20 protein-coding genes are annotated in these 21329 nt (G+C 60.1%); 9 read left to right on the top strand and 11 right to left on the bottom strand.

Features of this window, described 5'->3' with window-relative positions:
- Positions 1–287, bottom strand: a 287-nt coding sequence (locus tag L6D64_RS21045; RefSeq protein ID WP_236192547.1) for a toxin VasX, incomplete at its 3' end; no start/stop codon positions are given.
- Positions 288–856: 569 nt separating this feature from the next.
- On the opposite strand from L6D64_RS21045, the gene L6D64_RS21040 reads away from it, so the two are divergent.
- Positions 857–3700, top strand: coding sequence for an HD domain-containing phosphohydrolase (locus tag L6D64_RS21040; RefSeq protein WP_176509208.1), 2844 nt, complete (start codon positions 857–859; stop codon positions 3698–3700).
- A gap of 10 nt (positions 3701–3710) precedes the next feature.
- Here L6D64_RS21040 and L6D64_RS21035 read toward each other — a convergent pair whose 3' ends face one another.
- The 3 genes from L6D64_RS21035 to L6D64_RS21025 all read right to left on the bottom strand — a co-directional run bounded on the left by L6D64_RS21035 (position 3711) and on the right by L6D64_RS21025 (position 6236).
- Positions 3711–4040, bottom strand: a complete 330-nt coding sequence (locus tag L6D64_RS21035; RefSeq protein WP_176509209.1) for a DUF202 domain-containing protein — start codon at positions 4038–4040, stop codon at positions 3711–3713.
- Complete coding sequence (locus tag L6D64_RS21030) at positions 4033–4419, bottom strand: YidH family protein (protein ID WP_225923498.1); 387 nt, start codon at positions 4417–4419, stop codon at positions 4033–4035. Before L6D64_RS21030 ends, L6D64_RS21035 begins: the two co-directional genes overlap by 8 nt.
- A gap of 104 nt (positions 4420–4523) precedes the next feature.
- A complete protein-coding gene (locus L6D64_RS21025) occupies positions 4524–6236 on the bottom strand; it encodes an FAD-dependent oxidoreductase (RefSeq protein WP_176509211.1) in 1713 nt (570 codons plus the stop codon).
- 185 nt (positions 6237–6421) lie between these two features.
- Between L6D64_RS21025 and L6D64_RS21020 the strand changes: the two genes are divergently transcribed.
- The 4 genes from L6D64_RS21020 (at position 6422) to L6D64_RS21005 (ending at position 10489) form a co-directional block, all read left to right on the top strand.
- Entirely contained in the window at positions 6422–7198 is a 777-nt protein-coding gene (locus L6D64_RS21020) for an IclR family transcriptional regulator (RefSeq protein ID WP_176509212.1), read from the top strand.
- Positions 7199–7338: 140 nt separating this feature from the next.
- On the top strand, positions 7339–8391 hold the full coding sequence (locus L6D64_RS21015) for a Gfo/Idh/MocA family protein (RefSeq protein ID WP_176509366.1): 1053 nt from the start codon (positions 7339–7341) through the stop codon (positions 8389–8391).
- A gap of 23 nt (positions 8392–8414) precedes the next feature.
- Positions 8415–9251: a sugar phosphate isomerase/epimerase family protein gene (locus L6D64_RS21010; RefSeq protein ID WP_176509213.1), complete on the top strand. Its 837-nt coding sequence runs from the start codon at positions 8415–8417 to the stop codon at positions 9249–9251.
- Positions 9252–9670: 419 nt separating this feature from the next.
- Positions 9671–10489, top strand: a complete 819-nt coding sequence (locus L6D64_RS21005) for an alpha/beta fold hydrolase (RefSeq protein ID WP_176509215.1) — start codon at positions 9671–9673, stop codon at positions 10487–10489.
- 39 nt (positions 10490–10528) lie between these two features.
- On the opposite strand, the gene L6D64_RS21000 is transcribed toward L6D64_RS21005, so the two are convergent.
- The 5 genes from L6D64_RS21000 to L6D64_RS20980 all read right to left on the bottom strand — a co-directional run bounded on the left by L6D64_RS21000 (position 10529) and on the right by L6D64_RS20980 (position 16034).
- The gene (locus L6D64_RS21000; protein WP_176509367.1) at positions 10529–12034 is read right to left on the bottom strand and encodes a DHA2 family efflux MFS transporter permease subunit; all 1506 of its coding nucleotides are present in this window, start codon (positions 12032–12034) and stop codon (positions 10529–10531) included.
- 53 nt (positions 12035–12087) lie between these two features.
- Positions 12088–13236 carry an HlyD family secretion protein gene (locus L6D64_RS20995; RefSeq protein ID WP_176509216.1) on the bottom strand — a complete coding sequence of 383 codons (1149 nt, stop codon included), beginning with the start codon at positions 13234–13236 and terminating at the stop codon, positions 12088–12090.
- A complete protein-coding gene (locus L6D64_RS20990) occupies positions 13233–13781 on the bottom strand; it encodes a winged helix-turn-helix transcriptional regulator (RefSeq protein ID WP_176509217.1) in 549 nt (182 codons plus the stop codon). Before L6D64_RS20990 ends, L6D64_RS20995 begins: the two co-directional genes overlap by 4 nt.
- 164 nt (positions 13782–13945) lie before the next feature.
- The gene (locus L6D64_RS20985) at positions 13946–14413 is read right to left on the bottom strand and encodes a GlcG/HbpS family heme-binding protein (protein WP_176509218.1); all 468 of its coding nucleotides are present in this window, start codon (positions 14411–14413) and stop codon (positions 13946–13948) included.
- A gap of 58 nt (positions 14414–14471) precedes the next feature.
- Positions 14472–16034 carry an MFS transporter gene (locus tag L6D64_RS20980; protein ID WP_236192545.1) on the bottom strand — a complete coding sequence of 521 codons (1563 nt, stop codon included), beginning with the start codon at positions 16032–16034 and terminating at the stop codon, positions 14472–14474.
- Between the two features lie 239 nt (positions 16035–16273).
- On the opposite strand from L6D64_RS20980, the gene L6D64_RS20975 reads away from it, so the two are divergent.
- Complete coding sequence (locus tag L6D64_RS20975) at positions 16274–16624, top strand: putative quinol monooxygenase (RefSeq protein ID WP_176509219.1); 351 nt, start codon at positions 16274–16276, stop codon at positions 16622–16624.
- A 68-nt stretch (positions 16625–16692) separates the two neighbouring features.
- Complete coding sequence (locus tag L6D64_RS20970) at positions 16693–17553, top strand: LysR family transcriptional regulator (protein ID WP_176509369.1); 861 nt, start codon at positions 16693–16695, stop codon at positions 17551–17553.
- A 22-nt stretch (positions 17554–17575) separates the two neighbouring features.
- On the opposite strand, the gene L6D64_RS20965 is transcribed toward L6D64_RS20970, so the two are convergent.
- The gene (locus tag L6D64_RS20965) at positions 17576–18079 is read right to left on the bottom strand and encodes an Lrp/AsnC family transcriptional regulator (protein ID WP_176509220.1); all 504 of its coding nucleotides are present in this window, start codon (positions 18077–18079) and stop codon (positions 17576–17578) included.
- A gap of 138 nt (positions 18080–18217) precedes the next feature.
- On the opposite strand from L6D64_RS20965, the gene L6D64_RS20960 reads away from it, so the two are divergent.
- The gene (locus L6D64_RS20960; RefSeq protein ID WP_176509221.1) at positions 18218–19153 is read left to right on the top strand and encodes a DMT family transporter; all 936 of its coding nucleotides are present in this window, start codon (positions 18218–18220) and stop codon (positions 19151–19153) included.
- An 88-nt stretch (positions 19154–19241) separates the two neighbouring features.
- Here L6D64_RS20960 and L6D64_RS20955 read toward each other — a convergent pair whose 3' ends face one another.
- Complete coding sequence (locus tag L6D64_RS20955; protein WP_219824761.1) at positions 19242–20372, bottom strand: L-dopachrome tautomerase-related protein; 1131 nt, start codon at positions 20370–20372, stop codon at positions 19242–19244.
- Between the two features lie 51 nt (positions 20373–20423).
- Here L6D64_RS20955 and L6D64_RS20950 point away from each other — a divergent pair, with 51 nt between their 5' ends.
- Positions 20424–21314: a LysR family transcriptional regulator gene (locus tag L6D64_RS20950; RefSeq protein WP_112899535.1), complete on the top strand. Its 891-nt coding sequence runs from the start codon at positions 20424–20426 to the stop codon at positions 21312–21314.
- The last annotated feature ends 15 nt before the right edge of the window (positions 21315–21329 follow it).

Raw genomic sequence — 21329 nt, 5'->3', positions numbered from 1 at the left:
GGCCCCGGGTTTGGCTCGTAGGGAAGAAAGCGGCGCAGGTGGCCTTGCGCGGTGACTTCATAGGCGTGCCAGATGCGTTGGTCGAGCAGTACGTAGAGATAACCGCTGCGCAAGGTGCGCAGGCCGATGCGGGTTTGCGTGGCGGGGTCGCGGCCGGGGCGGGTATCGGGGACCACGGCGCGGCGCAGGGGGAGGATGGGCAGGCCCTGGCGCTGGCAGGCTTTGCACGGGGTCAGGAGGAATTCGACTTCGTCGACGGCGTCGGCAATATCTTGCGTGATGCTCATGGAAAGTCCTCGTCTAACAGCTGGTGACGTTCGAGCTGCAATTCTGATTAGTATTCATAGTCAGTCGTTGAAACTAAGCTGAAGCCGGAACACTAGCGAGGAACTACTTCGTTGTGAAACTTTATACGTCCTAAAATGTTGTAGGAAAAGTTACCTAAATATTAAGTTTTCTGTTGTTTGAGCCGGCATGTTTCAAAGCTACATAGTTCGAGCAATAAATGGGTGGCAAACAATCGCTTGCATGAGTTAGCTTCAGTAATTCCTGCTTTAATTACGATTGCAGGGTCGGCTGCGCAGCCCTTTCCGAGCGGTCCGGTACCCGGGTAAGGCCGCTCCAAAAAGGCAAAGCCGGGCATGCATGAACATTGAATTCGGCGATATCGGCGTGCCACTATCACGCATGCCTAGCTGCCTCCGCCCGGCATGTTCGTTTTGACTGATTACACTCTTTAAGTCGCCACACAAGGAATGCCGCGGATGGTCTGCGTGTTGCTGGGTCGTGCTGCCGGGTCGGCAGGTCGCCTGTGGGCGAGCAGGGTGTGCATCGGGCGTTCGTGGAGCAGCCAGCCATGAGCAACGCCGGTCGCGGTGTTCCCCTGCAACTGCTGGTGGCGATGGCCATCATGCTGGGCATGCTGCTGCTCGGCGCCGGCTTGGCCTGGCAGGGCTACCGCGGTATCAGCCAGGCTTTGGTGGCCGCCGCCGGCGATGCCGCGCAGCAAGTTGGCAAGACCATCGACGAACGGGCCCGGCGCCTGGTCGACCCGGCGCAGAGCAGCATCCGCCTGCTGGCCTTCAACCCGGTTGCCGTCAACCTGGACCAGCGCCTGGAGCGGCTGCCGCAACTGGTCGAGAGCCTGAAAGCCAACAAGATGCTCAGCGCCGCCTATGTCGGCTACCCCAATGGTGAATTCCTGCTGGTGCGCCGCTTGCGCGACCCGCAGCTGCTGGAGCGCTTTGCCGCGCCGCCCGGCACCCGCTTCCTGGTGCAGAGTGTCAGCCTGGGCGAGGGTGGGGCGAGGGTAGGCGAGTGGCGCTTTTATGACCCGGCGCTGACCCTGCTCAAACGCCAGGCCATGCCGGACTATCACTACGATCCGCGCACGCGGCCCTGGTTCGCTGACGCCTCGGCGCAGGCCAGCACGGTGCTGACCCGGCCCTACGCGTTCTTCACCACCCGTGAAATCGGCATGACCATGGCCCAGCGCAGCGTCGATGGGGCGTCGGTCATCGGCATGGATGTCTCGGTCGATGACCTGGCCAACGAGACCCGCGACCTGCGCATGACCCCCGGTACCGAGATCGCCGTGATCGATGACCAAGGCAGCGTCGTCGCCTACCCGGACCTGCAGCGGGTCATCGTGCATGACGGCGAAGCGGTGCGCCTGTCGCGGGTGGCCGAACTGGGCATCCCCAGCTTGCAGCAGGTCTACAACCGTTTGCCCCAAGGCACTCGACCCGAGGTGTACGAGGTGGACGGCACCACCTGGTACGGCATGCGCGTGCAGTTGACCAATCTGGCCGGGCAGGACCTGCAGGTGCTGATTGCCGTGCCGGCGCAGGAGTTGCTGGCAAGCGCACGCAAGGTGCTGTTCCGGCAGATGCTGTGGACGGCCATGCTGATGGCCGTGTTAATGCTGCTGGGTGGCTGGCTCGGCCAGCGCATCGGGCGCCCGCTGCATCAGCTGGCCGAACAGGTACGCGGCCTGGCCGATTTCGATTTCAGCCGCGCAGTGGGGGTGGCATCGCGGGTGTCTGAGGTAAAGGAACTGAGCCGAGTGCTCAGCCGCATGTCCGGCACCATCCGCAGCTTCCAGGCAATTACCCTGACGCTGAGCCGGGAGAGCCAGCTGGAACGCATGCTCGATGGGGTGTTGAGCCATCTGGTGGACGCTGCCGGGGTCAGTGCGGGCGCGGTGTACCTGTTCGATGAACAGCGCGCCCAGCTGCGCCTGGCGGCCGCTTGCCGGGGCAGTGGCTACCCTGAGGCGCTGGCCATTGGCGAAGCCGAGCACCTTCAGCTGGCCGCTACGGTAACCCAGGCCCTCGGGCTGGGCGGGCGCAGCCTGGCGCTGGTGCTCAAGGACCGTGGTCATGAGCTGCTAGGTATTCTTGTTCTTGAATTGCAGCAAACGCCCGCCGAAGTCGGCGCGCCGTTCCGTCGCTTCGTCGAGGAGCTGTCCGGTGCCGCTGCCGTGGCCATCGAGACGCGTCAGCTGGTCGAAGCCCAGAAGCGCCTGCTGGACGCGATGATCAAGCTGCTGGCTGACGCCATCGATGCCAAGAGCCCTTACACCGGCGGTCACTGCGAGCGCGTGCCGCAATTGGCGCAGATGCTGCTGGACAAGGCCATGCAGGCCGACAGTGGCCCCTACGCCGACTTCAGCATGAGCGAGGCCGAGCGCTACGAATTCCGCATTGCCGCCTGGCTGCACGATTGCGGCAAGGTCACCAGCCCGGAATACGTGGTGGACAAGGCAACCAAGCTGGAGACCCTGTACAACCGCATCCATGAAGTCCGCACGCGCTTCGAGGTGCTCTGGCGCGACGCCGAACTGGCCTATTGGCAAGGCCTGGCGGCGGGCGAGGATAAAACGGTGCTGCAAAGAACCCTGGCGCACTGCCATGGCGAACTGCAGGACGACTTCGCCTTCGTCGCCAAGGCCAATATCGGTGGCGAATTCATGCAGGATGATGACGTCGAGCGCCTGCAGCGTATCGGCCAGCGCCGCTGGCTGCGGCATTTCGACAACCGTCTGGGCATTTCCCACGAGGAGGCGCAGCGCCATGCAGGTGCCCCGCCGGCGCCGTTGCCGGTGGCTGAATCATTGCTGGCCGATCGGCCTGACCACCAGGTGCCTTGGGGCTCGCGCAAGCCACCAGTGGCCAAGGACGACCCGCGCAATGTCTGGGGCTTTGACATGCGCCTGCCGGCCAATGCCAGCAACCACGGCGAGCTGTACAACCTGTCGATCCGCCGTGGCACGCTCAACGATGAAGAACGCTTCAAGATCAACGAACATATCGTGCAGACCATCATCATGCTGAACGCGCTGCCGTTCCCCCGCCAGTTGCGGCGGGTGCCGGATATCGCCGGCAACCACCACGAGAAGATGGATGGTGGCGGTTACCCGCGGCGGCTGGGCAAGGATGACCTGAGCATTGCCGAGCGGGTGATGGCCATTGCCGATATCTTCGAGGCGCTGACGGCTGCGGACAGGCCGTACAAGGCGGCGAAGAGCTTGTCGGAGTCGGTGAAGATCCTGGTCGCCATGGCCCGCGACAACCACATCGATGGGCAGCTGCTGCGGCTGTTCTTGAGCAGCGGTGTGCATAGGGAATATGCCGCGCGCTTCCTGCGAGAGGACCAGATCGACGAGGTGGATGTGACGTACTGGCTGACGCAGTTCTAGGGGCACTGACTCACCAGGCCAGGATCGCGGCCAGTTCGACGGCGCACAGGGCGGTAACGCATACCGCCAGCAACAGGTTCACGGTGATGCCAGAGGCAATGATCTCGGCCTGCAGGCCAGTCACATTGCGCAGGTAGCTGCGCCGCAAGCGCAGCCAGGCGGCGCCGGCTGCCAGCAGGCAAAGCACCGCCGGTGCCACCGCCAGCCAGCGATGGTGCGGCACCCAGCGCAGGAAGAAACAACTGCACACGACCATCGCCAGGATGGTCCGGCGCCACGCCAACAGCGTGCGCTCTGGCTGCAACCCCTCATCGACGTTGGCGAGTCGTGGGTCAGGCATGGAAGAACACCGCGTAGGCAAAGAACGCCATCACCAGTGACACACCAATCGACAGCGCCGGGGCGATCAGCGGGAACGGCAGCGGGCGCTTCTGGCGCATCGCCCGCTCCACATTGAGCCAGCGGACGAAGGCCGGCAAGCTCAGGAGCAAGGCCAGGCTGATCAATGCCACTGCCAGCAGGCGGCGGGTGCCGGCGCTGAAGATTTCGGCCGTGAACATGTCCACGGCGATGCCGCTGGCCAGCAGTGCCAGCGCGGTCCTGATCCAGGCCAGGAAGGTGCGCTCGTTGGCCAGGGTGAAGCGCGGGTCCGGTTCCTGGCCATCGGCAAGCAGTTTGCTGGCCAGCCAGCCGCGTGAGTGCTCGGTGTTCTTGTTCAAGGGCAGTCGTCCTCCTCGGGTAAGGTCGGTGGGCACTCTTTTTGGCACCGGCCCAGTTTGAGTGGCAAACCCCGCCAATGTCCATGGTTTGCCAACCGCTGCCATTATTCGTATGCCGTGACGCCGCTGATATGCCGCGCGGCGACATAGCCGAAGGTCAGCGCCGGCCCGAGGTTGATGCCGCCAGACGGGTACCAGCCGCCGAACACGCTGGCCATGTCGGTCCCGGCCGCGTACAGGCCGCTGATTGGCTGGCCGGCGTCGTTCAGCACGCGGGCGTGGCCATCGGTGCGCAGGCCGGCGAAGGTGCCGAAGCAGCCAGGTTGCACCTTCACCGCGTAGAACGGCCCATGCTCGATGGGCGCCACGCAGGGGTTCGGCCCCTTGTGCAACGGGTCGCCCTGTTTGCGGTTGAACGGCGTCGAGCCACGGCCAAAGGCTGGGTCCTGGCCTTGGCGCGCATGCCGGTTGAATTCGGCAACGGTGGCGGCCAGCCCAGCGGGGTCGATGCCGCAAACCTGGGCCAGTTGCGCCAGGGTGGTGCCGCGTTTCAGGTAGCCGCTGCGCAGGTGCGGCCTTACCGGCAGGGGCGCCGGGCGCGCATGGCCGAGGCCGTAGCGGCGCAGGAAGTGGTGGTCGCAGACCAGCCATGAGCAGACCTCCTGGCCCTGCGGCACGGCGGCAACCATGGCCGATACATAGTCGTAATAGCCGTGTGCCTCGTTGACGAAGCGCTTGCCGTTGGCGAGCACACCGATGATGCCCGGCTTGCCGCGCTCGATGATGTGCGGGAAGTGGCCGACGCTGCCGTCGCGGTGCGGCACTTTCGACACCGGCGCCCAGGCCACCGGCGACTTGAGGTCGGTGGCCACCACGCCACCGGCCGACTCACCCAGGCGCAGGCCATCACCGGAGCAGGACTGCGGGGGCAGGGCGAGGTTGTCGTGGCCGCTGGCATCGCGCGGGAACAGCTGCCGGCGCCTGGCCGTATCGTTGGGGAAGCCGCCTGCCGCCAGCACCACGGCCTTGGCACGGATCGCCCGCTCGCCTTGCGCGGTGGCAAGCAAAGCCCCCAGCACCTTGCCGTCCTCCATCAGCAGGCCCTGGGCTGCGGTCGACTCGATCATCCGCACGCCCAAGTCGTCCGCCGACTTTGCCAGTCGTGCCACCAGCGCCACCCCGTTGACCAGGTGCATCGCCCGGCCATGGCGGGCCAGGTGGTAGAGGTGGCAGGCGAAGCGTTTGCCCACATGCAGCAAGGCGCGCGCCGAGCGGGTCATGTTGAGGAAGGCGGCAAGGTCGGCACCGGCCATGATCGGCATGCCCATGAACGAGGTTTCGCGCAGGGTCTTGCGCAGGCGCGGCAGCAGCGCGCCCAGCTGGCGGGCATCGTAAGGCGCGGCAATCACCTGGTGGCCACCGAGCGCGGCGCCGGGCGTGTCGCCATGCATGTCGGGGATGCCATTGCCGTCGGCGAACTGCAGGGTTGTGTGCTGTTCGAAGAAGGCGACCATGTGCGGGCAGGCTTCGAGGAAGGCGTCGACGCGCTCGGCGTCGTAGTGGCTGCCCAGTTCGTGGCGCAGGTAGGTGCGCGGCTGCTCGATGTCCTCGATGATCCCGGCGCGCCGGGCCAGCGGGTTGCGCGGCACCCAGGCCCAGCCACCGGACCAGGCGGTGGCACCGCCGAGCACCGGGTCTTTTTCTACCAGGATGACCTTCTGCCCGTGCCAGGCGGCCGTGACTGCCGCTGCCAGGCCGGCCGCGCCGGAGCCTATGACCAGTACGTCGCAGTCGCTTGGGAAGGGTTCGGCGGGCATTGCGGTATCTCCTGCATTATTATTGGAACATGGTTCCACAATATTCCTTTGCAGGCCGTAGCACTGCAAGGCCGGGCGCCAACAACTGGTCGATAACCGGACACTTCAATACGCGCAGGCTGCACTGGTTGCCGACGGCATGGAATCATCTTCTAGAATCGGGCAAATTTTCGGGGATACGTGTCATGGCTGGTAGTCAGATCGAACGCGCCTTCAATCTTGTAGAAAGCCTTACCGGCGAGCCGCACGGCTTGCCGCTGCAAACCCTGGCCGAGCGCCTGGACATTCCCAAGAGCGCGGCCCACCGCATGCTTACCGAACTGGTGCGCCTGGGCTACGTGCGCCAGAACCGCGACAACAGCCGCTATCAATTATCCGCCAAGCTGGTGGCGATGGGCTTTCGCTACCTGTCCAGCAGCGGTGCGGACATCATTCAGCCCATTCTCGATCGCCTGGCCCAGGACAGCGGCGAGCTGGTACGCCTGGGGGTGATCGAGGGCCATCGCCAGACCTGGATCGCCAAGTCTCAAGGGGCTCGTTCCGGTTTGCGCTACGACCCGGACATGGGGCGTGATGCGCCCCTGTTCTACACCGCCTCCGGGCATGCCTGGCTGGCCAGCCTGAGCGATGAAGAGGCGCTGCAGATGGTGTTGCGCCAAGGCATTGCCGATCCCGCCCAGTTCGGCCCCAACGCGCCGCGCTCCACTGATGACCTGCTGGCCTACCTGCACCGCGCCCGCGAGCGCGGCTATGCCTGGGTCGAGCAGACGTCGGCCATCGGCACATCGGCCCTTGCCGCCGTAGTGCGACGCCCGCAAAGCGACGAGGTCATTGGTGTGCTCAGCGTTGCCGGCCCCAGCGCTCGCCTGGCGCACACTCGCCTGGAAGAACTGGCGCCGTTGCTGCTGGCGGCGGCAGAAGAGCTGTCAGCGGCCAGCCGAGCGAGCGAATTATTCGCCTGAGATGCGTTTCTGGTCGGTAATCGCACAGTCTGTATGACAGGTCGTTCTGTAAAGCTGAACTTGGTTCTACATTGTGCATCTGTCTATTCTGGAACCTGGTTTCACAATCGGTAGCACAATAACGACAAGAGGACAGCATGTTGAACGCACCCCTACGCATCGCCCTGATTGGTGCCGGCATCATGGGCCGCCAGCATTACCAGCATCTGCGCAGGCTGCCGCAAGCCCAGCTGTGTGCCGTGGCAGACCCGGGCCCGCAGACCGAGGCGTTTGCCGCAGAATGCGGGGTAGCCTGCTTCGCCGATCATCGGCAGATGCTCGACCAGGCCCGCCCCGATGCGGTGATCGTCGCCAACCCCAACAACTTGCACGTCGCCACCGCCCTGGATTGCATCGAGGCTGGCGTACCGGTGCTGCTGGAAAAACCAGTGGGCGTGCACCTGGATGAAGTGCGTGCGTTGGTCGAGGCGTCGCGCCGTCGTGGCGTGCCGGTGCTGGTCGGCCATCATCGGCGCCATAACCCGCTGATCGCCAAGGCCCACCAGGTCATCGCCGATGGCAAACTGGGCCGGCTGATCAACGTCACCGCGTTGTGGCAGCTGCAGAAGCCCGACAGCTACTTCGAGACGCCTTGGCGCCGCGAGCCGGGGGCGGGCTTTCTGCTCACCAACCTGATTCACGACCTCGACCTGCTGCGCCACCTGTGCGGCGAGGTGGTGCAGGTGCAGGCATTCACCCGCAACGACGTGCGCGGCTTTGCCAACGAAGACAGCGCGGCGGTGCTGTTGCAGTTCGCCAACGGCGCACTGGGTAGCCTGACCGGCTCCGACGCGGTCGCCGCGCCGTGGAGCTGGGAGCTGGACTCCGGTGAGAGCCCGATCTACCCGCGCCAGGACGGTCAGCCCTGCTACCTGCTGGCGGGTACCCAGGGTGCGCTGAGCATTCCGCAGCTCAAGCGCTGGCATTACGCCGAGGCTGGTTCCGGCTGGCACACACCGTTGCTGCAGAGCGAGGAGGCCATCCCCGCAGGCGAGGCGTTGACCTTGCAACTGCAACACTTCATCCGCGTCGTCCAGGGCATTGAAGCGCCAATGATCGATGCAGCCGACGCTGGCCGTACCCTGGCCCTGATCGAAGCGATCCGCCAGGCCGCCGAAACGGGCCGGGCCTGCGCGCCCGAAAGGATCGCCTGATTTCTCGACCTTTGGTGAATGACATGACCGACCGAATCTTTTCCCTCGCCGCCCTGACGGTGCTCGAACTGTCGCCGCCAGACATGGTGGAAGCCGCCGCCCGCGCCGGTTACAGCCATGTCGGTCTGCGCCTGGTGCCGGCCACCGAGCAGGAACAGCACTTCCCGCTGTTGGCTGACCCCACCCTGCGCCGGCAGACCCAGGCGCGCCTGCGCGACACCGGCATCAAGGTGCTCGACCTGGAAATCCTCCGCCTCAAGGCTGACACGTGCGTGGCCGATTTCGAACCGATCCTGGCGGTCGGCGCCGAACTGGGCGGCACCGAGCTGCTGGTGGCCGGCAACGATCCGAATGAAGCGCGCCTCACCGCGCGCTTTGCCGAACTCTGCGATCTGGCCGCCGGCTATGGCATCCACCCGCACCTGGAGTTCATGCCCTGGACCGACGTGCGCGACCTGCGCCAGGCCATGCGTGTCGTGGCCAATGCCGAGCGGGCCAATGGTTGCGTGCTGGTCGATGCCTTCCACTTCAACCGCTCGCGTTCCTCGCTGGACGACCTGGCGACGCTACCAGCGCAGCGCATGCGTTATGCCCAGTTGTGCGACGTCGCCGGCCCGGTGCCGGCCGAGATGGACGAGATCCTGCGCCAGGCGCGCAATGAACGGCGCTTCCCGGGGGAGGGCGACGCCGACCTGGTCGGGCTGTTGCGTGGCTTGCCGGCGACGGTGCCATTGAGCCTGGAAATTCCTACCCGGCAGTTGCTGGAGCAGGGCATCAGTGGAGAGCAGCGGGCGCGCATGGCGCTGGACAAGGCCAAGGCTGTGCTGGCCCGCGTTCACGCGTTGTGTTCGCTGGAGTAGTTTGCCGCTGGCGGCATGACGAACAGCGCGAGGGTGGGGTACCAAACGCAGGCGTCATTCAGCAAAGTCTTCAAGGATGTTCTGGGGCAGACCCCTGGACAATATCGGCGAGGGCGAAAGCTGGGTGAAGTGGAGGCTAGGCTGGCGAAGGATGCGGATTGACTTCGCGGTGGGCCCGGCGCATTGCGACGGGCCAGTCACCAAATCGTATGTCAGCTGTCTTGATGAGTTTCAGCGACGCGTTTGTAGTAAACGTCGTGCTCTATCCCATCTCAGGTAGGCCAGCACACCGCTTTGTCGATAAGTCCGATCTTCCGGAGTGTCTGGAAACCTGTCCTTTTTTGTCATTTTTGGATCAGTTGATGAGCGGCACGATGTCGGCTCATTATTGACGCAGCGAAAATGGAGACCCGCTAGCCATGCATAGACGTTTCATTGAAGTAGACGGTGCCAGGATGAGCTACGTTGACGTAGGCCAAGGTTTTCCGGTTGTACTTGGCCATAGCTTTCTCTGGTCTGCTGACATGTGGCAGCCCCAGATTGAGGCTCTTTCCCGACATTTTCGGGTGGTCGTCCCGGAGCTCTGGGGACACGGCCACTCGGACGCTCCTCCTCCGCGAACGGTAGACATGAGCGCTCTGGTCCGTCAGCACGTCGCCCTGCTTGATGCCCTGGACATTGAACAATGTCACCTGGTCGGCTTGTCGGTCGGCGGCATGTGGGGCGCTCAGTTGGCCCTTGAGCATCCCGAGCGCGTCGACCGCCTGGTACTGATGGATACCTTTCTGGGTGCAGAGCCCGAAGAAACTCGACTGAAATACTTCGGCTTGCTGGATGCTGCCAGTGCGGCAGGGGGCTTTCCCGACGCCTTGCTAGACGTGGTTGTACCGATCTTCTTCCACGCAGGTGGAGAGACAGTGCCGGATGTGCGCGAGGATTTCCGTGCATCCCTCAAGGCCAGCAGCGCCGAGCGTATTCGCGATAGCCTTGATCCAATGGGACGGATCATATTTGGACGGCCAGATCTTCTATCGGCAATTGCCGACCTGCAGAGCGATCGAACGATCGTCCTGTGTGGTGATCAGGACATCCCTCGGCCGCCAGAAGAAGCAAATCTCATGGCGCGTACCATCAGTTGCCTGGCAGCGCAGATACCTGGCGCTGGCCACATCTCCAACCTGGAGAATCCACAGGTAGTCACCGATTTTCTCCTCAACTGGCTGCCAACCAGGCATTAAGCCGCAAGGGCTGCTATGCAGCCCTTGCCGACCTGCGCTTCAATGATCTGCTGATGGTTGCGCCGGTGGGACGATTTTGCGCATGAGGGGTACCAGAGTGACCGCGACAACGAAGCAAAGCATGATCGCCAGGAACGCGTCGGCGTAGGACAGCGTTTGCGCTTCACGCCAGGTCAGTGCCCACAGCTGATGCAGTACGTACGGGTTCGCATCAACGCTGTTCTGGCCATGGGCCTGGGCATTTTCCTGAAGCTGCTCCAGCCAGATGGTCAAGTTTTCATTGCGTACGTTCAGGTGCTCCGCAAGACGCAGGAAGTGAAGGTTGGTCCGATCGTTGAGCAGGGTAGCGCAGGCCGCAATGCCGATCGCGCCTCCGAGATTTCTCATCAGGTTGAATAGCCCCGCAGCGAGCTTGAGCCGTGCGGGCGGCAACGCGCCAAGCGTCAACGTTACCGTGGGCGGCACGGTCAGTTGCTGAGCGAAGCCGCGAATGGCTTGTGGTAGCAGCAGCTCCTTGGCCCCCCAGTCATGGGTGATGGGCGAGAAGTCCCACATGGAGATGGCGAACAGCGCGAGCCCCAGCATCATTACCCAGCGCAGGTCGATTCGGTTAGCCAGGAAGGCGTACACCGGGATGGCCAGCAGCTGAAACACCCCCGTGGAAAAAATCGCCAGTCCGATGTCCAGCGCGCCATAACCGCGGACCCGGCCAAGGAACAAAGGCGTCAGATAGACCGTGGCGAATATCCCTATCCCTGTGATGAAGGAGAACAGGCACCCCAACGCGAAGTTGCGGTCCCGTAGCGCGCGCAGGTCAACGATCGGAGCCTCGATGGTCAAGCAACGCCACACAAACAAGGCACCGCTGATGCCCGCGACCCAGGACGTGAACACTATGGTGCGGTCACTGAACCAATTCCATCGCGCGCCTTCTTCAAGCGTGTATTCGAGGCACCCGAGGAACAGTGCCATCAATACGATCCCCAGGTAATCGGCGCCTTTCAACAAGCCTGGATTGGGGTGGTCCACCTTGACCAGCAAGGGCACGGCAATGGTGACGAAGATGCCCGGGAGCAAATTGAGGTAGAACAGCCAATGCCACGAGAGGGCGTCGGTGATCCAGCCTCCCACCGCGGGCCCGAGGGTGGGCGCCAACGATGCCACCGCGCCGATCACCGAGGCGGCGATCACGCGCTGCTTGCCTGTGAAGTAGATGAATGCCGTGGTGAACACCAGCGGGATCATCGAGCCGCCCATGAAACCTTGCAGGACTCTGAAGACGATCATGCTCTGGATGTCCCAAGCCAGAGCGCACAGAAGGCTGGTAAGGGTGAAACCGGCGGCCGAGGCGGCGAACAGCCAGCGAGTGCTCATCACTTGGGACAACCACCCTGAGAGCGGGATGACGATGATCTCGGCGATCAGGTAAGCCGTCTGTAACCAGGCCGTGTCATCCGCACCTGCCGACAAGCCTCCGCCAATGTCCTTCAGCGAAGCCGAGACTATCTGGATGTCAATCAAGGCAATGAACATCCCCACGCACATGCACGCAAAGGCGACGACCTTCTGTGGCGTGCTTGATGCTGGCAGCCCGCTGCTCACAGGGCGCCTACGCGTTCGCGTGCGGCATCAGGTACCGCAGGTGCGAGGCTGTCGGCGTGGGTGTCGACCTCGGTGATCACCGACAAGCCGGGACGCAGTACACCGAACTCGGCATCGCGATCCTGAAGCAGAATTCTTACCGGTACACGTTGAACGATCTTGGTGAAGTTGCCAGTCGCGTTCTCGGGTGGAAGGATGCTGAACTGCGCACCCGTGGCGGGGGCGATGCTCTCGACGCGCCCATGGAACACCCGCCCGGGCAGAATATCGGCCTCGATGCGTGCCGGTTGTCCCACGCGCAAACGTGCCAGCTGATCTTCCTTGAAATTCGCATCCACCCACAAACCCCGAGCAGGCACCACCGACACCACCTGGCTGCCGGCTGCGGCATAGGCGCCCACTTTGGCCCTGCGATTGCCGATGTAACCCTCTATCGGCGAGCGTAGTTCGGTGTAGCCAACGTCCAGCTCGGCCTGCTCGCGGGCAGCCTCCGCCTGTGCCAGAGCGGCTCTGGCTTGCTCGCGCTGAGTCTCGATGACGACGAGTTGCTGCTGTGCCGCCAATACCCCGGCTGCGGCATGGTTCTGCTCGGCCTGGGCTGTCTTCCAGATGGCATTGGTATGCTGAGCATTCTCCAGTGAAACCGCGTGGCTGTTCAGCAGGACTTGAGCCCGGGATTTGTCTTGCAGAGCTCGTTCAGTTTCCGCCTGGCGCGCCTGAAGCTGCGCCTTGGCTTGGCTGATCAGGGAGTGCTGGAGCTGTTCCGTAGCGTTCAAGTTGGCCAGGCTGGCACGCTGTGCTGCAACTGCACCCTCGGCTTTTGCCAGAGCAGCTCTGAAATCGCTGGCATCGATACGAACCAGCAGATCTCCGGCTTTCACGAACTGGTTGTCCGCTACGGCTACGTCCTTGATGTAGCCCGGTACCTTTGCACTGATCACTGTCACGTCCGCGCCGACGTAGGCATCGTCAGTACTTTGAAGGAAGCGGCCGATCGCCCACCAGTGGCTAAAGAAGGCTATCGCCAAAGCAATGGCAAACACCAAGGCGGCCAGCTTGAGCAGCTTTTTGCTGACTTTTGCCCTCTTGCCGGTGGGGGACGCGGCCTGCGCGCTCTCGATTGGGGAGTCGACGGAAGCGTTCATTGCTGTCCGCTCCTGGTCGAGTCTGGTTGCGGGAAGGGGCTGACCCAAAGTTTTTCGTGCCGATACCCTTCACCGGCTTCCACGCGCCAATGCGTAAGGGGGTCTGCATCGGGCGAAATATGCAGGCGGTGGTCTTCAACGGTAATCGACTTGCCCGTGTTGCTGTCCGTCAACGTCAGGGCGACTGGCTCGCCAGTTGCTACATCGGCCAGATAGACCTTTTTCGAGCCTTCTGCATGTTTGGCACCCCACGTCATCAAGGTCAGGATCACCGGGCGAAGATCACGCCCCGCCTCTGTCAGAAGGTACTCGAAGCGGGGGGGATTGTTTTGATAAGGCCGGCGCTCAAGCAAGCCTGCGGCGACCAGATCGCTCAACCGTCGGGTTAGCGTGTTGCTGGCGATGCCCAGGCTGTGCTGGAACTCATCGAAGCGACGCAGACCATAAAACGCGTCCCTGAGCAGCAACAGGCTCCAACCGTCGCCGATGAGTTCGAGTGCGCGTGCCACTGGGCATGGCATCGACTGGAAGCTGGCTTTTTTCATGTTGCGCCCCGAGCGTGACCGGCTGTTTGAAGACACTATTCCACTGTGACTTTCATTATGCAAGTCACATTGATTGAAATGTGATCCGGCTTTGGTACCTCCGTGCTTAGGAGCCTGTGATTAAAGCGGCACTGAGCCGCTTTCGCCCTTGGGAGTGTTCGCTTTCACTGCTCTAGAGCGGCCATGGCGATTCTGATGTCATGCTCAGGTGTGTCGCCGCTAACGCCTATAGCACCTACGACGACTCCATTGGATTTAACTGGTAGACCTCCCTTCATCATGACGAAACCTGAGGTGATCGCTGCCGCCCGACCGCTATTCACGCTGGTTTCCAAGTCACCTGAAGAGCGCTTGAAGATTGCCGCAGTCTTTGCCTTTCCTTGGGCCAGTTCTATCCCGGCTACTACTGGAGCACCATCCATTCTTGCGGTGAGGATCGGCCATCCACCGTCGTCAACGATCGCGATGGAACACGGCCATCCATGCTGGGCGGCATAGGCCTGGGCTGCGGCAGATAGCTGCTTGGCTTCCGCTAAGCTAAGGGTCGGCTTTGTAGTGGGGGCTGTTGTCGGTTCTGCAAGCACGCCGGAAGCTGCAAGAGCTGCAGCAACCACAGTCAGTCTCCGGATCATTTTTGATAGTCCTTTTGCTCTCGGTCGAGAAATCAGCTGTCGGAGGATATGATTGGAATCATTGGTTTGGTTTCATGTTCAGAGTTGGCATGACGCCAGAGTTTGGCAGCGGCCGGCGTAGGTAGATGCCAACGATCAACGCAGCAAGCATTCCCAGAATTCCGGCCACGAATAGCATCTGGGAAAAGCCTTGCATGAAAGCGAGTTCGGCAGCGACGCGGATAACTGCCTTGGATGCTTCCGGAATGGTTTCTAAGGCACTGTGCAAATCACCTGCTGCGGTGCTCAACGCAAGCCTTTCTGCTTCAAGGGACAGTTGAGGGGCTATCGTCCTGAGCGAGTCCTTGAGTGCATCCCTCGTGAACACTACGAGCAGTGCTCCATAGACCCCAATGGCAAGACTGATGGCCGAGAATCGCATTGTTGTGCTCATGCCTGAACCCATGCCTAGGCGATCTGGAGGGATACAAGCCATGATGTTTTTCTGAGTGTCGCCGTTCAACAACCCAGCACCGGCACCAATCACCGTGCTTGCCATCGCGAAGAGGAGATAGCTACCGGAGGTGGCTACCATGGCGCAAAGAACGTTACCCAGGCCCACCAGCAGCAGGCCTATGCTCATGATCGTGGCGGGGTGAATGTTCTTCGGCAAATAGGCACCTACTCGCGGCATCAGGAACATGGCCAGAGCAAATGGCAGCATCCCGAGTCCCGAGTTTATGGCCGAAAACCCTAGGCCAGCCTGCAGGTAGAAGGGCAGGAGGGTCATCATGACCTGCGCGCACGCGGCATACGAAAACATGCCCAGCAGCGCAGCGTTAAAGCGGGCATGCTTCATCAGGTCGAAGTCGACCATGGGGCGTGGATGACGCTTCTCGAAAATTACGAACAGCACCATCAGCAGTAGCCCTGCAGTCAAGCGCAGGGTAGTTGCTGTTGATTGCCACCCCGCGCGGTTGGCTTCAATGAGGCCCCACATGATGCAAGCCAAGGAGGCGCTGAACAGCAACGCTCCAACTGGATCAAGTCGTGACGCCTTTTTGTTGCCAGACTCTGGAATCAGGCGATGCACTGCCCACATGAGCAACAAGCTCACCGGAACGTTCAGCCAGAAAATCCATCGCCATCCGATCGTAGTGGTGATGAGTCCACCAAGGAGCGGAGCGCTAGTAATGACGATCCCCATTGTGGTTCCCCAAAATGCCCATGCTTTGGCACGAGCTGGTTCGTTGGGGAAGCAATGGCCGATGCTTGCCAGTGCAGACGTTAGGAGTAAGGCAGCTCCTACACCCTTGAAAGCGCGGGCTACATCCAGGAGCAACAAAGTCGGAGCAGCTGCACAGGCAGCCGATGCCGCGGCGAAGATTGTCAGACCAATCTGAAGCGTTCTTTTTCGACCGAACCTGTCGGCCAGGCTTCCTGCAGGCAACAAAAGAGCTGCGAAGCTCAGTAGGTACGCGCTTACAACCCATTCAATGTCGGTAAGGGTGGCATTCAGCTCGCGAGCAATGGTCGGTAAGCTCACCGCGACAATGTTCGTGTCGAGGATGATAAGCGCACATACCGCGGATGCCGTTGCGAGGATCAATCCTGGATTTTTGTAGGTCGGTTCGCTAGCCAATTTTCGCATTCCTGGATGGTCAGTCCTCGATTTTATCTGGCAGCAATCGATCAAGATCTCTCATCGATGAACGATTTCGTTAGCTAAAAACTAACGCAGGTATGGCGGCTGTGCGCTGGCCCGCGCTAAAAGGGTTTCCGGGACTTTCGTCAATTTGTTGAAACTGTTTCACTACCCTTTGGGTTTCACGTGCTAGTGGAAGTGATCAAGCTAAGGCATCAACACACTGAGTGCTCGCCATGACTAGTACGATTACCGTTGTAGCGCATATCACCGCAGATCCATCATCAGTAGCAGAGGTTCACAGCGCCCTGCTAATAGCTGTCGAAGCAACGCAGTCAGAGCACGGGTGTCTTCATTATCGTCTTTTTGAAAACATGGACACTCAAGGCCACTGGACCATGCTTGAGCTTTGGCAAAATGATGATGCGCTGACTCAACATACAATCGGTGAGGCGTTTAAAAATTTAAGTGCGGCTATCGACGGCAAAGCGAGTGTACAGGTTTACCGCTTGGCTCCAGCTGCTTCTGCTATACAGGTGGAGTCTGTTGTAAGCCCAAACTTCTGGCTTGGAAACGGTTTGCCATGAGCTTTAAGCTAACGTAACGGCTAAGTTTGGTTTCGGACTTGTTCGGTTCTCAGGTGAAACATAAAGTAGTGGAAATCAGACATTTTAAGTATTTTTTGGCGGTCGCTGAAGCCAGTCATTTTACTAGGGCCGCATTTCGCCTAAATATCGCCGTTCCAACGCTGAGTCGACAGATCAAGGAAATGGAGGAAGAGTTAGGAGTTCAACTTTTCGTCCGAGCACAGCGCCAAGCGACTTTGACCGAAGCGGGTAAGGCGTTGCTTACAGAGGCTCGTAATGTTGTCTATCGATTTGATATCGCTCAAGAGCAAGCGCAACGCGCCGGGCGGGGTGAAAATGGGCACATCGAAATAGGATATGTTGCCTCGGCAGTGTTCAACGGAGCATTGCAGAGGCATACGACGACGTTTAAGAAGGCTTTCCCCGGCGTGCAATTGTCCTTGCGCGAATATCCTATGTTAGAGCTTCCTCGGCTAGTGGCGGAGGGGCGCATTGATCTCGCCTACGTGCGAGCGCCCATGGTACTTCCGGCTGAGTTGAAGGTCGCGCATCTAGATGAAGAAGGTTATGTGCTTGCGTTACCTTGCTCGCATCCGCTCACCTCTCGTCATTGCATCGATCCTGGTGATCTGGGTGATGAGTTGTTCATATTGCCAGAGCAGGTCTCCGGGACGATCACAGCCGGCAGTTTGGGCGCGTTCGTCCCAAAGCTTGGGCCCCAGCCCGGGAGCTTAGTCGCGGTATTGGCTCTGGTGGCACTGGGACAAGGGGTTTCTATCGTGCCGAAATCGGCAGCCGTCGCAGTGAGTCTACCTGGAGTTACCTTCCGCCCCGTTAATGGTTTGGAGGAAGTGTCTTGGCTAGGCTTGGTGAGCAGGCGGCACGAGCAAGCTCTACCAATCAGAAACTACCTTTCACTCCTCGGTTGAGGAGTGAAAGAAAGGATGAACGTTAGTTGTTGCCCGTTGAAGCGCGCCCTCTCAAATGATTCGTGGGCAGTGCAGTCGTATATTTAACTTGGCTAAGTGCGAAACTCGACTTGATGCTTGCCACAACGGGTATGGTGGTCAAGCAGTCAAGCAGTAGCGCCTGATACTTTGTCAGGTCTTCGCTTACCACCCTCAGCATAAAGTCCGCCTCGCCGCTCATCAAATAGCACTCCATCACCTCTGGGCGCTCCCTGATTGCGTTCGTAAATACTTCTAGAGACTGCTTGTCCTGGAGTTTGAGCGACACGTGTACGAATACATTTATTGCAAGGCCGAGCGCTGCAGGATCAACTAGCGTTACGGCGCCTCGTAAGACCCCACTTTCCTTCATCTCTGAGACACGTCGCCAGCACGGCGAAGTTGAAAGCCCTACCATTTCAGCGAGTTCGGCATTGCTTAACTCCGCATTTTCTTGGAGTGCATCAAGGATGCGCAGGCTAGCGTCATCGAGCTTCGAGCGGCTCATGGTAAATTTTTCCTCTGCATGAGAGCTTTCCAATGAAATGTACCGGTATTTCTACTTCTGAGGAAGAGATAGGTACGTTTTTTCGCTTGCCCAAAAATATCATGGTGCTACGTAACTAGATTGCAACGAGGTGGCACCATGCGCGCTTCAACTCAGCAAGTGTTTAAGACTCGCTCCAAAAATTTCGGGATATCTTCGACTTACGTCTGGCTTGGTGTCATGGTGCTTCTGTGGGGAAGTAGCTGGCCGGTTACCAAGCTTGCATTGCATGACGTGCCTCCGCTCTGGTTGGCTACCATTCGTTTCGCCAGTGCTGCGGTTTGTCTTTTTGCCTATCTGGTCGCGAGAGGACAGCTCAAGCTTCCCGTTAGAGAGGATGTGCCAATCATCGCAAGCGTGGGTTTGTTGCAGATGATGGCTTTCACAGGTCTGGGTATGGTGGCGATGGTTCATGTCGACACTAGCCGCGCTGTGCTCTTGGCATACACAACGCCACTGTGGTGTGTGGTTGTCGCCTGGGTCATGTTCCGTGAAATGCCCTCTAGGTTGCAGGTTGCAGGGCTTGTCATAGGGATGTCAGGAGTCGCGGCTGTGTGCTCCCCAGTAGAGCTCGAATGGACAAATCAGGAAACAGTGTTGGGGGCAATATTCCTGCTTCTTGCAGCAGTCAGCTGGGCAATTGTCATCCTTCATGTGAAACGTCATCGGTGGGTGACCCCGCCTCTGGCGCTTGCCCCGTGGCAGATGCTCTTGGCTACCATACCGTTGGCGATTGCAGCATATGTCAGCGAAGGCTCACCAACATCCCTTGTCTTGGATAGGAAACTAGCTGAGGAATTGTTCTTCATCGGGCCGATTGCGACATCGGCGTGCTTTGTGATTTCTGCGGAGTACGGACGGCGAATTTCGACGTTTGGCATGTCAAATTTCACCCTTGGGGTACCTCTGATTGGAACAGTGTTCTCTTGCTTGGCTTTTGGTGCGACCGTTTCCACCATGTTCCTTGCCGGGCTCGGCCTGGTGGTTTTGGGGGTCGTGGTCTCTGCATTAGCTTCGCGTTCCCGCCGGACCTAAACCATAAAGTTTGGCGGAGGCTTTTCGATAAACCCGTTTCAGAGCTCGCAATGCGTAAGGCATTAGCTCTGAAACGGGTGCAGTGAGGTTACTTAGGGTCTATGCGATAGACGCTCAGTGGTCGCACGACCTTCGATGCGCCATCGTTGAACAAGCCTACTCGATCGACTTGCGCTGCCGGCAAGTACAATCTGCCCTGGTTGTCGAACGCAGGTGCATCGACCCAGTGCAGGCGAGTGTCCTTTGCAATGGTCTGAATGGTGCCGTCAGTGGCGATTCGCTTGACGCTATCTTCAGCTAGGTCACTGAAGTAGAAATTGCCCTTGCTGTCCATGACTGTCCCACCGACCGGCGGCAGATCTCGCCAGAACTCGACATGTTTGATGAGCTCAACTTCAGGCAAGTTGGCATCATCCAGCCAGCGCGTTTCAATCTTGTGCCAAGGGCCTTCCAACGGTGCGAAGTAGAGCCATTTCCCGTCCGGGGATACCTCAAGGGGATCGGAATGCACCCTCAATGCTGTCCCATCTGGCGCTCTGACTACTTTGCCGCTCAGGATAATGTCGCGGTTCTTGGGCGCGCGTACAGCAGGACTGGTCGTTAAGACGCGCCGGGCTTTGTTGGTTTCGAAGTCCAAGACAACGATGCCAGGAACGCCAGCGTCCGTCAGGTAGGCATGCTTGCCATTGAGGCGGATATCGTCGATGTAGCTATGTTCTTGAGCGATGCTGCTGTCGAATGGGATGACCTTGATCACTTCGCCGCTTTTTAGGTCAACGACCACGACCTTTGCACCACCTGGAATGACTTTGCCGCCGAAGTCAGTTACGCCTGCATCGACAATCCACAGCCGGCTATTGTCATCAACGCGCATGGCATTGACATTGACGAAGCGCTGTTCGGCTGGAATGGTCGCGTCATTGCTATTCCATCGCTCATTGGGAAAGGGATGGGGCTGGCCAGCTTGGTCTAGCTTCGATACGGATGGCCCCGCTGAGCCAGTCCATTTTGGGCCCGATACGTATAGGCTTCCGGCGCTGTCCACGGCCACCGCATTCCATACAGCATTTGCCGATTGGGCTACCACGTGAAGGGTTGGCGGCAGCTCGGCGTGGGCTACACCGATAAAGCCTGCCATCAGAGCTGTTAGTACAAATCGTTTAGGGAAGGTCATTGCAAGTTCCTGTTTGAAGGGCTGGGCAATGATCATTTTTCCCATTACGCTGAAAAACCTCGCCATCACGTAAAGCATTTCGTCAAAGTGAAGAAAATCATACGAATCGATGATCTGCAGGTCTTCGTATCGACGGCTGCTGCGGGTAGTTTCTCCGCCGCGGCGCGGTTGCTCGACATCTCGCCCGCCTTGGCGAGCGGTGCCATTCAGCGTCTGGAAAGCAACCTGGGCGCGAGATTGTTTGTTCGCTCGACGCGGCGGTTGAGATTATCCGATGATGGCGAGCGCTACTTGCCGCACGCGCGCCAAGCCTTGGAAGCACTTGATAATGGCGAGGTGGCGTTGACCCAGGGCCGTGACGAGATCGCTGGCACTATTCGCTTGTCAATGCCATCTGATATCGGCAGGAATGTGTTGCTTCCGTGGCTTGATGAGTTTCAGCAAACGCACCCCATGGTACGCCTGCAATTGCGGGTCAGTGATCAGGTGGCCGATCTGGTGGGCGAACATCTGGACGCTAGTATCAGGTATGGGCAGTTGAGTGACTCGGGCCTGGTGTCCCTGGCACTTGCACCGATGAACCGCAGAACAGTCTGCGCCTCGCCGGCGTATCTCGCGCGTCATGGTATGCCGGAATCTCCTGAAGCGTTGAGCGGGCATAATTGCCTGAGATATGTGATGGGCGAGCAAACCTACGAGCGTTGGAGCTTCAACTTCCCACAGGGCGTGCGGACGGTTCAGGTGACAGGTGATCGAATCAGCGATGATGCCGATATTGTTCGACGCTGGGCTGTCGCCGGATTGGGGATCGTTTACAAGTCCAGGCTCGATGTTGCCGAGGATCTTCGTAGCGGCCGCCTGGTTGAGCTATTCCCGGAAAGCTATGGGCAGCCGGCACCGCTTCAGCTGGTTTGTGCCCATCGCACATCGCTCACGCCGGCCATCCAATCGCTTAGAGCCTTTCTGGCAAAACGTTTCGAAAGCTAGTCGGGGCGGGGCACG

The organism is Pseudomonas urethralis, assembly GCF_021602465.1.
In the GTDB taxonomy this organism is placed as follows: domain Bacteria; phylum Pseudomonadota; class Gammaproteobacteria; order Pseudomonadales; family Pseudomonadaceae; genus Aquipseudomonas; species Aquipseudomonas vlassakiae.
The sequence above is the reverse complement of the archived record's forward strand: the minus strand, read 5'-3'. Positions and strand labels throughout refer to the sequence as shown.